Here is a 13,287-nt window from a genome sequence, read left to right as displayed (position 1 = left end):
CGATTGGTCCATCCGAAAACTCAAGAGTCATTTTGGTACTGTTTAATGGGATTAATCTAACAAAGTCTTGCTGTAAAGATGAACGGAAGATAAATGGACTCTTTTTCTTGTTAGTTTTAATGATGAGAGGGCTGCTCAATCCGAAAGAATCTAGTGATTAAGCGTCAGGAAGTCGGCCATCATCTCTTCAAGTTTTGCGATGTCGCGATGTAGCTCCTTGCGGATGCGGGAGGCATCGGCACCTGCTGCACGGCGCTCCTCCCGTTCGATGTCCGTAGTGGGGTGCGGCGAGTCATGAATGACATTGTTAGCTTCCCATAAATCCACCAGCGGCACGTAGATATGATCCCACACGAAATCGTGGACGGGTTTGCCAAATAGCCACCTTAGCTCCTTGAGACTGTCGGCAACCCTTTGTTCAGCGTTCTCCTTCGGACGAGCATTGAAGGCGTATTGAGCACTCTCGCGCAGAGCTTCGTATGCCTTCAGTCTACGATCAAAGAGTTCGTGCTTGAGCTTGTTCCTCGCCGTTTCCGCCTGTTGCTGTGCGGTGCGCCATTGGCGGTATGCAATGTAGCCAACCGCGCACGCCACGGCCAGTTGGCCCAACCCTGTGAGCAGCTTGATCGCCAGGTCAGCACTCTCAAAGTTCATATCGACCATTATTTGCATCCATTGTTGGCAGGCTCTGAGGATCTTGTTAGGGTTCTTCCGCGCGGGCGGGTCCGCGCTGACAATCAGGGAACGAGTTGATGGACTACAGCAAAGTTGACTTTCGCCAAGTTTCGGTGGAGCACGTTTATCGTTGTGCTGCCGATGATCTCTATCAGGCTGCACACAAGGTAAGGGGTGAGGCTCATCTGAAACTTCAGACTACGCCTTCAAATGTTGGTTCCGAGGTGTTTGAAGACCAAGTGGCAGAGGCGGCGTTCGATGAAATGCGGAGCGTCAGAAGTGCCTACATGATGCTATACGCCTGTGAAAACCAGTTGCGGAGCAACGTGCCCTGGGCGAGCGCTACAGGCAATGGAGCTTTTCAGTGGTCAACGGCCGGGCGGGAGATCGTGGTGGCCATAAAGGCGATTCAAAGTGCTTACTCCAAGCTTCTAGACGCTGCCATGCTTTTTCCTGGAAGCGAGGGTCAGAAGCGGGACGATTATTGGAGTCTCCTGACCGATCCAAGCAATCCGGTAGAGCAACAGATGGTTGATGCACTGTTGGTGCTGAAGCGATGCCCGTAGATACAAATCTCAAGGCATACCTGCCCGAAGTTTTCTCCGCAGCTGACTCAACTCGCCAACAAGCGCCTCAATGGGAAAGCCTTGCCGCGGACTAGAGAGCATTCGCGGCAAGGCGGGCTTAACGGGGGTCAACGAAGGGCTTGGGCAAGCTTTCGCATGGGGATGATGCGTTCATCGTCAGTGAACACAGGGAACTGAGAGACCACGAAGTGCTTGACGGTCTGAGCGCCAGTGGCTCTCCGAAGTAGTTCCTCGCGGCCTTCCTCTTTTACCAATGCCTTCTTGAAGTAACTTACGATTCGACGATTGTTACGGACGAACTGGCGAAGGTTGGTCTCCATAAGGTTTCTATCCAGAAGCGCATTTTTGCATTGGAAGTTGTAGACCGCTCCGGCCCGCTTTGCCACGACATCGAATTCCTTGCGATCGATGCGCTTGATGTCCATCACCTCAAACCCAAGAGCTGGCAGCTCCCTCTTAAGTGAGTCTTCGAAGATGAATCCTGACTTGATCTGGTAGCGGCGGTTGCGCTCCAATAGGTGGTCACGGACCCGATAACCAAATCGAAGCAGCATCATTAGGTCGGAGTAGAAGACATTTCCGTGCTGGGAAAATGCGGCATAAGATCCATGAAGGGGCTGCCCTGCTACCGGGCTGTATACCAATCTTCGCTGCCAAGGGGCGTGCTTATAGCGGACCAGTATTGCGTTGAACGCATCATCAGGGATCCGCAAGTAGTAATCATCCTTGGCGTAAGCCATCACCTCTTCGGCAAAGCGACGCAGATCTGAAAATCCCTGTCTGGCCAAGTCATAGGGCGCGTAGCTGGTCTCAATCGTTAGCAGCTGGTGGCGCAGTTCTGGCACGGAAGTGATCTTGCGCCGATCATACGTGCCTTCTACAGCCGATGCGGATTCGATGGCGGTGATGGCCATGCGTTCCGCGTCGAGGTATTGGTCGTCCAAAAGTGTTTCTGACCGTGGATCTGTATCCAAGAGGCCATGTCCATCTGTCTGGCAGCGATAGTCCGGGAACACCGCGAGCATCGTGAGCTTCTGGTGCAAGCTCGTCAGGCCGGCAACGAACGATCGTTCGATCGTATGGAAGGTTAGATAGTAGAGGTCATTAAGGGACAACTTTGTTTCGCCACGTGCGAGGTCGGCAATGGCGTACACCAGGGTATTGAGGTGGTGTCGTCTGGATTTGAGGAAGTTGGCCAGGTCAGCATAAGTCTCCAGGTTGGAGAATTTTCCGTCGCAATCGGTGTGGTAAGACGTTTGGAAGCCCCTGAGGGTCGTGGTGTGCGCGAGTAGTTCAGCGACACGACTGGAAACGCCTGGCGCAAAATGCTCATCCAGTGTCTTCAATAGTGCGTGGTGATTCTGGCCGATGCTTTGCTCTAGCGCTGCTTCTAGTTCCGGCTCACGTTGTGCCGCCAGTTCTATGTTGATCAGCTCCTCGATGCCGCGCTTGATGTGCTGAAGAGAAGCTAGCGTGGTAGGGCCATGTAGATGCGTGAGCTTGTCGACCGTGTCCCTGGTGCCTAGATCTACCTGCTCTTCGAGAACGTCCCTAAGTGCCTGGCCTGAAATCCATTTGGTTGCTGCATTCATGCGTTGTAACTCCGTATGTTGTGGCTGGTTGCCTAAAATCTAACTAGATCGTGCTTTTGGCGGACAAGTTAGGCTGGCGTCAGAAATCGACTCCGTCAAAGCCCTCGCTAGGCTGTATCTTGGCCTGATCGATCAGCGCATGAACCTCGCTCGCAAACCGAAGAACCTGTTCAGCCAGATCGTGGACCTGGCCATTGCTGATAGCGATAGGTTCTCCGTCGACAGTGTGTCCAGATCGGTGGATCACGTCATGGCGGATCTTCGTCGGTTCCTCAAATACCTTGAAACTGGGGGCTTTGATTCCCAGTCCAAGTTCCAAGAATCTCTCCGCGTCATCCCAGCGGTGCCATGTCATGTGCTGCATATGAGCCCTGACTTGCTTTTCAAGGCTGGTGAATTGGCCAAAGATGTCTCCCAGCCTGATCTTTCGTTCTCTAAAGTCAGGATGAGTCTCGATGAGACTACGAACGGTTTCTTGGTCGTTCTGAATCCAATACGCCATCGTCTCCCACAAGAACGTTTCAAGGGCCGATACGACGCCGGCGTAGGCGAGGCTGCGCGCCATGTCCACGGCATGGCTGGCGCCCTGAAGGGTGAGCACCGCCATTAATGCCTCCAGGCGTTCCTCGAGCCTCTGGAGCGGGACATCCTTGTCTTGCACGATGAGGTCTTGCTCCTCGTCGTAATAGGTGACGTCGGTTGGGGCCCATTCCCAGACCCCGTCGACTTCCTCCACATGCTCAGCGACGAACGTGATCACTTCGTCGGGAACGAGTCCGGAGAAGCGCTCTTCAAGTTCTTCCTTCGCATCGTAGGGGCCGCCATGGATCCAGATGTAGCCGCCTTCCGAACTCATGTAAGGCGTTTCGTGTGCGGGATCTTGGAATCTGGCCTGGAACCACTCTAGTAACGCTGCCGCCTGCTCTGCTGGTGTTGCACCTTCGAGCCACTCATTGTTGATCTCGCTGGTCCCGGCATCGGTGTAGGCCGATGAAGGAAGCTCGGGCCATTCGTCCATGTTTTCAAGCGGCGCGTCTGTATTCACGATGCTGCTCTCCTTATTGGGGCGATTGGTAGTTGTCTGCCTTAGATCCGCGCGCTGCGGGACATGCGAAGGCGGTCCATTCATCGCTTGACAAAGCCGGTATTGGCGATAGCTTCTCGGAAAATAGGAGGGCTTATGGTTCCCGAAGACTACATGGCGTATGTCTGCCGGACTGAAATTGATCAAACACATCGAGAAGTATTGGCGAGGCTGGCATTGAATCAGCTATTCGACGCTGATCGATACCGTGTTCGCCTTAAGGAAGTCATGTCGCTACCTTTCGAGGAGCGTATGCGTGCGCGATCGTTCATCGAGTATTGCGCGATACACCCTTCTCTCCGTTTCAGCTATTCGCTGGTCGACGTCCGGGAATGTCTCGTTTGCTTAGAGGTGAATGATGTCTCCCACTGAGTTCATCCGGTTCATAGAAAACGCTGAAAACCAAAAGAAGTTGATGGCACGAATTCTTCTGTCGGTATGTGGATACAGCGTTCAGTTCCCTGTGGACGTCGCTGAGCTTGCGCGACTGAGTCCATTAAATAGAGCAGCGGTCAACGGTCTGCTGAGCTGGGTAGAGTGGAACCCCGGTGCTCGACTTGGAGAGATGAGGGCCCGAGGCGTGGCGGATAGGATCGGAACAGAGCTCAGCATTATGGATGGGGATTAGGCAGGTTTCTGTCGCGCTCCGGTGTAGACTCCTTCGGGAGTGGCCTTAAGCTTTGGAGGCGGAGGAGTGCGTCCGATACACTTAGGATTCTTCCCAAGAGAACGCCGGAGTAGATCACTCGGCATTCGTTTGAGGTCAGATTTGGACTCATACCAAGTTTTTTGCAGATATCTTTCCATAGTTCAATCTTTTCGGAAAAATACCTTGACTTGGCCGTTTCTTTGAGGAGTTCGACGCCATCTCGACCTTCCATGAGTGCTTTTGCAATCGCGAGATGCTCTTCCCTAATCTTGTCATTATCCCAGTCATCTAGGCCTGGGCCGATCAAAAACTCAAGGATGCCAATGGCGATGGCATCAGCCGGCAGTCCCCATTCGCAATACCTCTTTGCGTATCCATATGCAACATGCGAAATGGGCATGGGAATCATTGCAATGACGCGCTTTAAACAATCGCAGGCTCGGTCACTCATGCGATGGTTCTCCTGGTTGGGTTGGCGATTTCGTTGGACGATCGGCAATCTAGGTTGAAAGGATCGGTGTGTGTTAGCGGTGCGACGCTGTTGCCGACGACTCAGCGCAGTCCCAGGGTCCGGTTGAGCGACGATGAGGACTTGGTGGATTCGCCCTGCTGAGAGTTGAAAACACCTTTGACATGCAGGTCCCGCAGGAAGCGCGTCTCCTTGGTGTTGATCAGATCAGGGTTCTTCTCTATCGCTGCCGAGATCAGCCAACGTTCTAGAAAGGACAGTGACTTAAGCTTTCCGGAAGGGCGCTTCCGGAACTTTCCGCTGGGCGTCCGTGCTGGGATTAGGAAGAGGACTGGAACACCTGCGCCTTCCTCTCCAAGGATGTGGTTGTAGTTTGTGATGTTGCTTGGGTTCAATGCTTCCCCGAGCAGTGTCGTTTTGCAGGCTTGGCCCACATACCAAGGCGTGATTCCTCCGCCCGCCCGCTTGCCGAAGACATAACAGCCGCAGGCCCCTGAAAGGCCTTCCTCCCACTCCTCGATTTCTGCCTTAAGGATCTTTGCCGACTCCTTGGTGATGATCTTCTTGCTGCCATGCCGAGCGATTTCGAAAGGTCCCGCGACGTCAAAGTTCATTGCTTATCCGAGTGTTGAGACAGGGTGGACGGGATTACAGCTGCATAGCCCCATGCTTCCGGGCTAGATACCGGCATAGGACGCCAGAAAGGCCGACCATTAGCTCGGCTTCCTCAAATGTGGGCTCTTTGCCTTCCAGCAGGTGCCGGCCCGTGTTGGAGGAGTAGCCCCACATCTTGGCGACAACATCGCCCAGCGGGGCGGGGAACAAGTCTCGGTTCCTCTTCACCACATCGCCCAATGTGTCCTCTGTCATTGCACAGTCCCTGGAGATGCACTCCAAAGCCGCCAGTGCGTGCTGTATGGCACCGGTGATGTCTGGGTTTGGGCGTCTGGAAAGGTCTTGCAAGGCTTCATGGAGCTGTTTGGCGGTGGTCTGCTTGCCGGCGCTCCAGAGCTTGTCCCTGCCTTCTCGGACCGCCTGCTCGAACACCTCAGAGCCGCGCATAGTGATCTCAACGCCAATCAGCTGCCAGCCAATACCTGCCTTTCGGAAGACCTTGTTCACAGAGTCGGCGAACACGTCGAGCGGAGACCGGTCTCCGAATCGTCCGGGTCGCCGCTGGAGTGCCTGGGCAAGATGCTCGATCACCTCATAGACCTCAAACCAGTGGCAGTTCTCTAGCAGCCGGTTTGTTTCATCGATGACGTTGGGATCGCTCCAGTTGTTTGGGTCAGTTGGCTCTGAAAGCGCCTCGCAGACAATCTGGCGCATTTCTTTAGGCTTGAGTCCGGCCCTACCAGCAGCCACGCTCACCGATCCCCTAAGCACATCCGGTGCATCTTCACGGATGGTAATGTCCGGCTCTGGCGCGGTGTAGCCAAAACGTTCAGAAAAAGGCTTCATAGCAATCCCTGCTGAGCTTTTGCTTCAAGGTCTGAGTCTACGATTTGCAGCAGCTTTGTGAAAGGCGCCTAGCTGGTGTTGCGTGGCGTAGCTACGGCTCCTGGAGAGATGTGGAGGAGGGGCTGAAGGAGTAGCGCGTCTAGAGTTGCGGCAAGGGGGGGCGCTCGCAGTGTGTGATCTCAGGCTGTGAGAGCTCCCCACTACACAATCCAAGCCTCCTCACAGCTGTCGTATTGGCTGCTGGGTGCTAACCTTCTCCATGCCCAAGACCAAGGTGCATCTACGCCTGGATCTTCATCGCCATGTTTCAGCTATCTATATGAATCTACAGAACATTGTCTCGATCTCCGATGCCGGCCAGCCGTTGCTGCAGCGCTACTACGCTTGCAAGGCCATGGCTCGGGGGTTCGCCGAGTCCAAGAAGACCGACAAGACCCGCTTGTCCCATGGGCGAGCCTTCTGTGCTGCGGTGATCGAGGCCTACTGGGCAGAGCTGGCTTCTCGCCAAAAGACAGCCATCAAGCCAAGGGCCTGCCCGATTGCCTTGCCTAAGCTGCCAGTCGACGTGGAGCGCGTGGCGGAATCCATCGGGCGATTGATTGTGGAGTTCCCACCGGAAGACGCTGGTTACCTGATTGGGTCCATCTATACGGTGACACTGCCTCCAGCCTTGCGGTCAGAGATGGGGGCCTTCTACACGCCTCCTCCGCTCGTTGCCCGCCTGCTGGATTTGGCAGAAGAAGCTGGGTTCGACTTCGCGCATGGACGTGTAATCGACCCCGCATGCGGAGGTGGTGCCTTCCTCGCCCCCGTGGCACTTCGGATGATCGCCCGTTCGCAGGGCGCTTCGGCGGACTGGCTTATCAAGAGCTTGGGCAAGCGCCTCCAGGGTGTGGAACTAGACCCATTTGCTGCTTGGATGACCCGTGTTCTTCTTGAGGCAGCTGTCATGCCGCTGTGCGTGTCTGCAAAGCGCAGGCTTGCGGATGTTGTGCTCGTGGGGGATGCGTTGCAGCCCCGCGACCTTGGGGGGTTTGATCTCGTCATTGGTAATCCTCCGTATGGGCGACTGAAGCTCTCGGAGGAGATGCGTGAGCATTACGCACGCTCCCTCTATGGGCATGCCAACCTCTATGGATTGTTTACTGATCTGGCATTGAGGCTGGTGAAGCCGGGGGGAGTTATCGCTTATTTGACTCCAACGTCTTTCCTGGGGGGGCAATACTTCAAAGCCCTTCGTAGTCTCATGACTCAGGAGGCGCGGCCGGTTGCCTTTGACTTCGTAGCGGACAGAGAGGGCGTCTTCGACGATGTCTTGCAGGAGACGCTGTTGACCACGTATAGCCGGACTAAGACCCTTGGAACAGCGTCCGTCTCGGTGCTCATTCCCCAAGGTCTTAATGCTGCCAAGGTGGAGCGCCTTGGCAAGGTGGATGTGGGCCCGTCAGGAGCTCCTTGGATTTTGCCGAGGAATGCCCAGGATGCGTCGCTCTTGGCTGCCTTGGCTGCGATGCCGAATCGCTTGAGGGATCTCGGCTATTCCGTAGCTACGGGTCCTCTTGTGTGGAATCGTCACAAGGATCAACTTCGTGCTCGTGCAGGCAAGGGTATTTTGCCGCTGATCTGGGCAGAGTCTGTAACCAGTCAAGGCTTCAGCTTTAGCGCAGAGCGACGAAACCATGTGCCTTTCATTGAGGTTGGCCGAGAGCAGCGGCATCTTGTAACCAATAGGCCTTGCGTGTTGCTTCAGCGAACCACATCCAAGGAGCAGGAGCGCCGTCTGCTGGCGGCAGTTCTGCCTCAGGAGTTCCTGGACAGATCCCAAGGCGTGGTGGTGGAAAATCATCTGAACGTAGTTCAGTGCCTGGAAGAGTCCGTGGAACCGATCTCAACTGCTGCCATCGCTGCATTGCTCAACAGCGCGGTGGTCGACCGGGCTTTCCGCTGCATCAGCGGTAGCGTTGCCGTGTCTGCCTATGAGCTCAATGCGGTGCCGATGCCTAGTCTGACGGACATGCGGCGTATCGAATTCTTGGTGGGCAACGGTGCAAGCAAGGCCACGATTGATAGGGAAATTTCCAAATGCTATGGAGTCGAATGAAGTGAGCTTGCCCCAGGTTCCCTCTTTGGATCTCATCCGAGACCGATTGCCGCTCATCTTTCCAGAGGGCATAGAACATCGTAGCTACGCGACCCGTGAAGTCGCGGCAAGGGTTGTCTACACCATGTTCTATGTCGCGGCTGTGGAGGGTGCGGATGCGTGGTTACGTCCCAGCCAAGTTACGGACATGTCGGTGACGCAGGCAGACTTACTGGATGACGAGAGTCGCGTCGAATGGACTAAGAAATCGCTGTCGAGCCAGAAGGAGCGAGACCCACAGCCTTGGTACGCCAACAATTCTCGTGAGCAAGTCCGCGACGAAACCATTCGCGCAGCCTTCGTTCCCATGGGGGCTGTGGTCGAGCGGGCAGGGCTGGCTCCCACGTCGCCTAAGCCGCGGTATGCGCTTGCCGCTGACTTTGCGGAGCTCTTTTCCGTTGAACTGAAGGATGACGAGCTGGCTGAGAGGATCAAGTCTTGGCAGGCTAAACATCTTTCGAAGGCCGCCCTCGCACGCGTTCATTTGGTGAGGCATGGCGTTGCGGCGGCTGCAGATGCTGTGTCCGTCACCTTCCCTGGGCAGAAGGAAGTCAGGTCGCTTAAGCCTGGGCCTTCCAGCATCATCTCCAAAGCCGTGATCGAGGTATTTGCCCCTAAGTTCCTGAAGCAGCCGGCAGTGTTATGGATCAGTGAGTCGGGCAACAAGGTCGTTGCTCGGGACGATGCGTTAATGAAGGCGCTTGGGCTAAAGATTGACCCCTCGAAGATGCTTCCCGACATCATCTTGGTGGACATGGCCCCTAGTTCTTCCGACTCGGTGGACCTGCTGGTTGTCTTCGTTGAGGTTGTTGCAACGGATGGTCCTATCACCCACGAGCGCAAAGTCGCGCTAAAGTCGCTGGCGTTGGAAGCTGGGTTTAGCGAGAAGGGTCTGGCGTTCCTCACCGCCTACCATGATCGAGGAACTTCTGTGTTCAGGAAAGGCGTATCGCAGCTTGCCTGGGGGTCATATGCCTGGTGCGCGTCTGAGCCAAACAACCTGATCGAGTTCCGCGATGGTGAACCGTGGAAGCTGGCTGACAGGGAAGGATGATCTCGAATGCAGGGTTTAAGGCATCTAAAGTGGATCGGCGTAACTGAAGCGCAAGAGGCTCAAGCGAAGCGCATCCGCCACGACCGTGATCGTCGCTATGTGAATCTCTATCGCGAGGAAGCTAGCGACGAACGATGGGTCGGTGACCTAGGGGAGATTGTCTTTGACGGTTGGAGTCGCGATCTAGTTGAGGGTCAGCTGGAGTGGATTCGAGACGACGCAGCGGGCAAGGCAGATTTCATTTCCAGTCGCGGCACTAGCATTGGCGTGAAGACTGTTAAGAGGAAAGGGCCGCCTAGGCTCACCTACACCGCGCAGATCAGCGCCAAGCACGCTGACGAACCTGTCGATCAGTTCTTCTTCATGAGCTATGAGATTGCCGCAAGGAAGATGTGGCTGTTGGGTGGGATTGATCGCAACGGGTTTTTAGACGGGGCGCGTTACTATAAAGCTGGCGAGGCTGTGCACCAGAATTACGTCATTCGGCCTGGTCACGAGATCTACAACATCGAGATCGGGCTCCTCGTCGATCCAAAGCTCTGGCTGAGATCTGTTGCTTAAACAATGGCAGATACGTGAAGCGGCGGCCAAAGCCGCCGCCTTTCCTCGGAGCGTAGACTTCAGATTACGCGGCGCTTTCCCTCCTTAGAGTGTGCACTCTCCTCGGAAACTTCAGCGCCAATCGTCTCGTTTTGTGCGTCGTTCGCGTCTTGCTGTTTGGCAGCATCGCGGATTACTTCGCAATCCTTCCCCAATTCCTTGAGGACAGGATCGGTCATCTCTTTGACATTCCCTGAGATCTTGACCTTGTCAACAGGATTGGGGGTGCCCGGCTCCCTGAGCGATTCGCATGCTTCGTGAATGTCGTCGAGGGGAGGGAGCTTCCTGAGATCCTTTTCCGCGGCTGCCTCAACCGCTCGGTCAAGCGTTTCAATGTGATCCTGGCGTGTCCTTTCATCGGCACTTTTGTTGCTGGCCACGTTATCTGTCCTTGCTCTTGTTGTAGAAGCCTAGGAATTTACTGAATTTTCAAGTCGATTCAATATTTTGGTACATCTTTTTTTCGGAGCAAGAGCGCACTTAGGCATCCTGACGGAAGCGTGCGCCAAGGGCTCCGCCCCTGGGACCCCAAGCCTCTGCGAGGCTTGCCAACGGCAAAAGCTGGTTCATAAAGAACCTGTCTTCACAGGAGTCTTTATGGCCATCTTCCACACCTCAATCAAAACCTTCAGCCGAGGCAAAGGCCAATCCGCCGTCGCCGCAGCCGCTTATCGTGGCGGTCTGCTGTTGTCCGATTTTGTCACTGGTCAGCAGCACGACTACCGCCGCCGTAGTGGTGTCGTTGAGAGCTTCTGTCTTGCTCCGCCAGACGCTCCCCAATGGGCCTTGGACCCCCGGGAGCTATGGGCAGTCGCAGAGGCTGCGGAGCGGCGGAAAGACTCGACTGTAGCGAGGGAGTTTGAAGTCTCCTTACCCCATGAACTATCCGAAGAGCAGCGGGCGCACTTGGCGTTTGTCATAGCCGACGCGCTGGTCGATCGTTATGGGTTCGCTGTCCAGGCCGGCATCCATTCGCCTGGGACGCCTGATGGGCTCAATCACCATGTCCATATCCTGGCCACCACGCGCCGCCTCGGACCTGAGGGATTCGGTGAGAAGACCAGGGAGCTGGACGTGGGGCCCTCAGGTAAGGTGCAAGTGCAATGGATTCGGGAAATGGTCGCAGCGGCAACCAACGCGCACTTGGAGGCGGCTGGGCTTACCGACACGATCGACCATCGCAGCCTGGCCGAACAAGCTCGGTCGGCGATAGAGCGGGGGGATGATCTGGCAGCTGCGGCGCTTTCTCGCGAACCGACCCAGCACCTGGGCAAGCGGGCAGCCGCGTTGGCCGGGAAGGGCGTAGCCACCGACAGGGTGAGCACAAACGAAGAAATTGCTCAGGACAACCAGGAGCACTTCGAATACTTGGTGCGCAAAGCCGGGCTGGAAGGAAAGCCCGCCCCAGTGCCTGGCCAAGAGGCCGCGAAGCAAAGTGGGCGAGTGCTCAATGCAGAAACCGCGGGGCTACCTGGGGGGCTGGAGATGCGAGGCGTATCCGGGATCCGGCTGCAGAACCTGCTCCTTTCGTCTCACGGGCATACGCCGGAACCGACGCCCATCAGCCTTGCCGAAAAGATTCTCGATGCACTGCGCGACGTGGACGAGATTTCCCGGGCTAGGGCAGACTTGGCCATGGAGAAGGTTCGCGATGCCTTGAGGTGGGCTCAGCGGCAGCTTTCCTCTCAAGGAGAAACCAGCGAGCTTCGGCAGTGGGTCACCAGAGCTTCGCTCCAGGTTCGTGCCCTTAAGTCCCTCATCATCAGCCGGGCTCGCAGGCTGCTTAACGTGAAGAGTGCAACCAGGCTGCGTCACATGGCCGAGCAGGAGTGGGAACGGTTCAACGCCGATTGTCCGCCGGGGTCGACCAGATACTCGAGGTCGGAGTGGACCCTGCGCCGAGGGCGGCGGCTTTCGGTTCTCGAGAAACATACAGCCGAGCTGAAGGCGGCTCAGGAGCGGGCATCGGAGGGAGAACTGAATGCCATCGATGCTGAGATCCTTACCAAGGCTGAACTGCTTGCAGCGTTGCCCCATCCCTCACAGGCTGTCGCTCCTACGCTCGCTGAGCCGAAGCAGGTGGCCTCGAGCGTCTTGGGTTCCGTCCCGTCGGTCCCCCGAGGGCCAACGTTCCACTGACCCTGCAAAGAACAGGCCCCGCGAATGCGGGGCCATTGTTTAATGGGGGCCGGTGCCCACCGATGGTTTTCGAGCCGGCAGTGGTTTTGCTGGCGGAAGGCCGCGAGACGCACGCCAAGCATCGGGTGAGGGGAAGCTTATCGGCACTTGGCTGCGGTCCACGCTCGCCGCTTGCGATACAGTGCTTCTCGTAGGAGAGTAGGCGAGGGGCTGACCTCCTTGGCCTCCCTGCGATTCGGCGAATCGACGCAACAGTAATCTTGCGACATCCAGCGCATGTTGGACATCCAACTCACGCTCAGCAGCGTTGCGGGTGTTGTTTTCAGGCAATAAGGCTTGAAGAACCTGGCTGGCGATACGAAGTTCGACGTTTGCTGGCATCTGTAATTCATCTGGTGAAGGTTCTTCACATCGAAGCACCCAGATGGAAATGCGCAAGCGGATGATGACGCAGCGCGTCACACATTTGCCGTTTGGATGCCTTGCCTTAAGCGTCGAGAGTTGCTGCGTTTCAGTCTTGTCTTGCGGCGCTGCTATCCGGTGCAAGCTTGACCAAGCAGTGGCCTCCCGGGGCGCCTGAGCGATCAGGAGGTCGGAGTGCAACGCCACCCCGAGCCCATCTATGTGCGTGCCCAAAAGTGGATCGGCAGGGTTTCCTCCGGCTATGATTGGGGAAACATTGAAAGGAAACCTGCCCAGCAGGCTTTCTGCAACGGTTTGAAGGGGTTGGGTCGAAGGTGATCCGATCCCACTCTCTCCGCCAGTCTTTGCAAAAAGCCCCTAGAAATGTGGGCTTTTTCGTTTCTACAGCCGTCGCTACCCGCCCGCTTACCCATC

At 56.1% G+C, this 13,287-nt stretch carries 12 protein-coding genes; 5 read left to right on the top strand and 7 right to left on the bottom strand.

Features of this window, described 5'->3' with window-relative positions; all coding sequences use genetic code 11:
- Positions 1-150 precede the first annotated feature (150 nt).
- On the bottom strand, positions 151-663 hold the full coding sequence (locus AC3ITW_RS14015) for a hypothetical protein (RefSeq protein ID WP_080150777.1): 513 nt from the start codon (positions 661-663) through the stop codon (positions 151-153).
- An 89-nt stretch (positions 664-752) separates the two neighbouring features.
- On the opposite strand from AC3ITW_RS14015, the gene AC3ITW_RS14010 reads away from it, so the two are divergent.
- A complete protein-coding gene (locus AC3ITW_RS14010) occupies positions 753-1,241 on the top strand; it encodes a hypothetical protein (RefSeq protein ID WP_080150779.1) in 489 nt (162 codons plus the stop codon).
- A gap of 128 nt (positions 1,242-1,369) precedes the next feature.
- Here the strand turns inward: AC3ITW_RS14010 and AC3ITW_RS14005 are convergent, their stop codons facing one another.
- The 5 genes from AC3ITW_RS14005 to AC3ITW_RS13985 all read right to left on the bottom strand — a co-directional run bounded on the left by AC3ITW_RS14005 (position 1,370) and on the right by AC3ITW_RS13985 (position 6,517).
- Positions 1,370-2,854, bottom strand: a complete 1,485-nt coding sequence (locus AC3ITW_RS14005) for a hypothetical protein (protein ID WP_489389654.1) — start codon at positions 2,852-2,854, stop codon at positions 1,370-1,372.
- A 79-nt stretch (positions 2,855-2,933) separates the two neighbouring features.
- A complete protein-coding gene (locus AC3ITW_RS14000; protein WP_489389653.1) occupies positions 2,934-3,899 on the bottom strand; it encodes a hypothetical protein in 966 nt (321 codons plus the stop codon).
- Positions 3,900-4,549: 650 nt separating this feature from the next.
- Positions 4,550-5,038 carry a hypothetical protein gene (locus tag AC3ITW_RS13995; RefSeq protein WP_139785006.1) on the bottom strand — a complete coding sequence of 163 codons (489 nt, stop codon included), beginning with the start codon at positions 5,036-5,038 and terminating at the stop codon, positions 4,550-4,552.
- A gap of 101 nt (positions 5,039-5,139) precedes the next feature.
- Entirely contained in the window at positions 5,140-5,670 is a 531-nt protein-coding gene (locus AC3ITW_RS13990; protein WP_080150784.1) for a hypothetical protein, read from the bottom strand.
- Between the two features lie 34 nt (positions 5,671-5,704).
- A complete protein-coding gene (locus AC3ITW_RS13985; RefSeq protein WP_489389652.1) occupies positions 5,705-6,517 on the bottom strand; it encodes an AbiJ-NTD4 domain-containing protein in 813 nt (270 codons plus the stop codon).
- Between the two features lie 259 nt (positions 6,518-6,776).
- Between AC3ITW_RS13985 and AC3ITW_RS13980 the strand changes: the two genes are divergently transcribed.
- Genes AC3ITW_RS13980 through AC3ITW_RS13970 form a run of 3 tightly spaced genes read left to right on the top strand, consistent with a single transcriptional unit; the run spans position 6,777 to position 10,272 of the window.
- Positions 6,777-8,618, top strand: coding sequence for an HsdM family class I SAM-dependent methyltransferase (locus AC3ITW_RS13980; RefSeq protein WP_489389651.1), 1,842 nt, complete (start codon positions 6,777-6,779; stop codon positions 8,616-8,618).
- 1 nt (position 8,619) lies between these two features.
- Positions 8,620-9,711 carry a BsuBI/PstI family type II restriction endonuclease gene (locus tag AC3ITW_RS13975; RefSeq protein ID WP_489389650.1) on the top strand — a complete coding sequence of 364 codons (1,092 nt, stop codon included), beginning with the start codon at positions 8,620-8,622 and terminating at the stop codon, positions 9,709-9,711.
- 6 nt (positions 9,712-9,717) lie between these two features.
- The gene (locus tag AC3ITW_RS13970) at positions 9,718-10,272 is read left to right on the top strand and encodes a hypothetical protein (RefSeq protein WP_489389649.1); all 555 of its coding nucleotides are present in this window, start codon (positions 9,718-9,720) and stop codon (positions 10,270-10,272) included.
- Between the two features lie 59 nt (positions 10,273-10,331).
- On the opposite strand, the gene AC3ITW_RS13965 is transcribed toward AC3ITW_RS13970, so the two are convergent.
- Positions 10,332-10,691: a hypothetical protein gene (locus tag AC3ITW_RS13965; protein WP_489389648.1), complete on the bottom strand. Its 360-nt coding sequence runs from the start codon at positions 10,689-10,691 to the stop codon at positions 10,332-10,334.
- 217 nt (positions 10,692-10,908) lie between these two features.
- Between AC3ITW_RS13965 and mobQ the strand changes: the two genes are divergently transcribed.
- Positions 10,909-12,450 carry a MobQ family relaxase gene (mobQ, locus tag AC3ITW_RS13960; RefSeq protein ID WP_489389647.1) on the top strand — a complete coding sequence of 514 codons (1,542 nt, stop codon included), beginning with the start codon at positions 10,909-10,911 and terminating at the stop codon, positions 12,448-12,450.
- Positions 12,451-13,287: the final 837 nt, after the last annotated feature.

The sequence above is a fragment of the Stenotrophomonas sp. KH_052 genome (assembly GCF_057838755.1).
Note: the sequence above shows the minus strand (reverse complement) of the source record. Positions and strands in the feature narration are given on the sequence as shown.

Coding starts and splice junctions, on each gene's coding strand:
- AC3ITW_RS14015 (WP_080150777.1), bottom strand. CDS start 663: ATGGTCGATATGAACTTTGAGAGTGCTGACCTGGCGATCAAGCTGCTC.
- AC3ITW_RS14010 (WP_080150779.1), top strand. CDS start 753: ATGGACTACAGCAAAGTTGACTTTCGCCAAGTTTCGGTGGAGCACGTT.
- AC3ITW_RS14005 (WP_489389654.1), bottom strand. CDS start 2,854: ATGAATGCAGCAACCAAATGGATTTCAGGCCAGGCACTTAGGGACGTT.
- AC3ITW_RS13995 (WP_139785006.1), bottom strand. CDS start 5,038: ATGAGTGACCGAGCCTGCGATTGTTTAAAGCGCGTCATTGCAATGATT.
- AC3ITW_RS13990 (WP_080150784.1), bottom strand. CDS start 5,670: ATGAACTTTGACGTCGCGGGACCTTTCGAAATCGCTCGGCATGGCAGC.
- AC3ITW_RS13985 (WP_489389652.1), bottom strand. CDS start 6,517: ATGAAGCCTTTTTCTGAACGTTTTGGCTACACCGCGCCAGAGCCGGAC.
- AC3ITW_RS13980 (WP_489389651.1), top strand. CDS start 6,777: ATGCCCAAGACCAAGGTGCATCTACGCCTGGATCTTCATCGCCATGTT.
- AC3ITW_RS13970 (WP_489389649.1), top strand. CDS start 9,718: ATGCAGGGTTTAAGGCATCTAAAGTGGATCGGCGTAACTGAAGCGCAA.
- mobQ (WP_489389647.1), top strand. CDS start 10,909: ATGGCCATCTTCCACACCTCAATCAAAACCTTCAGCCGAGGCAAAGGC.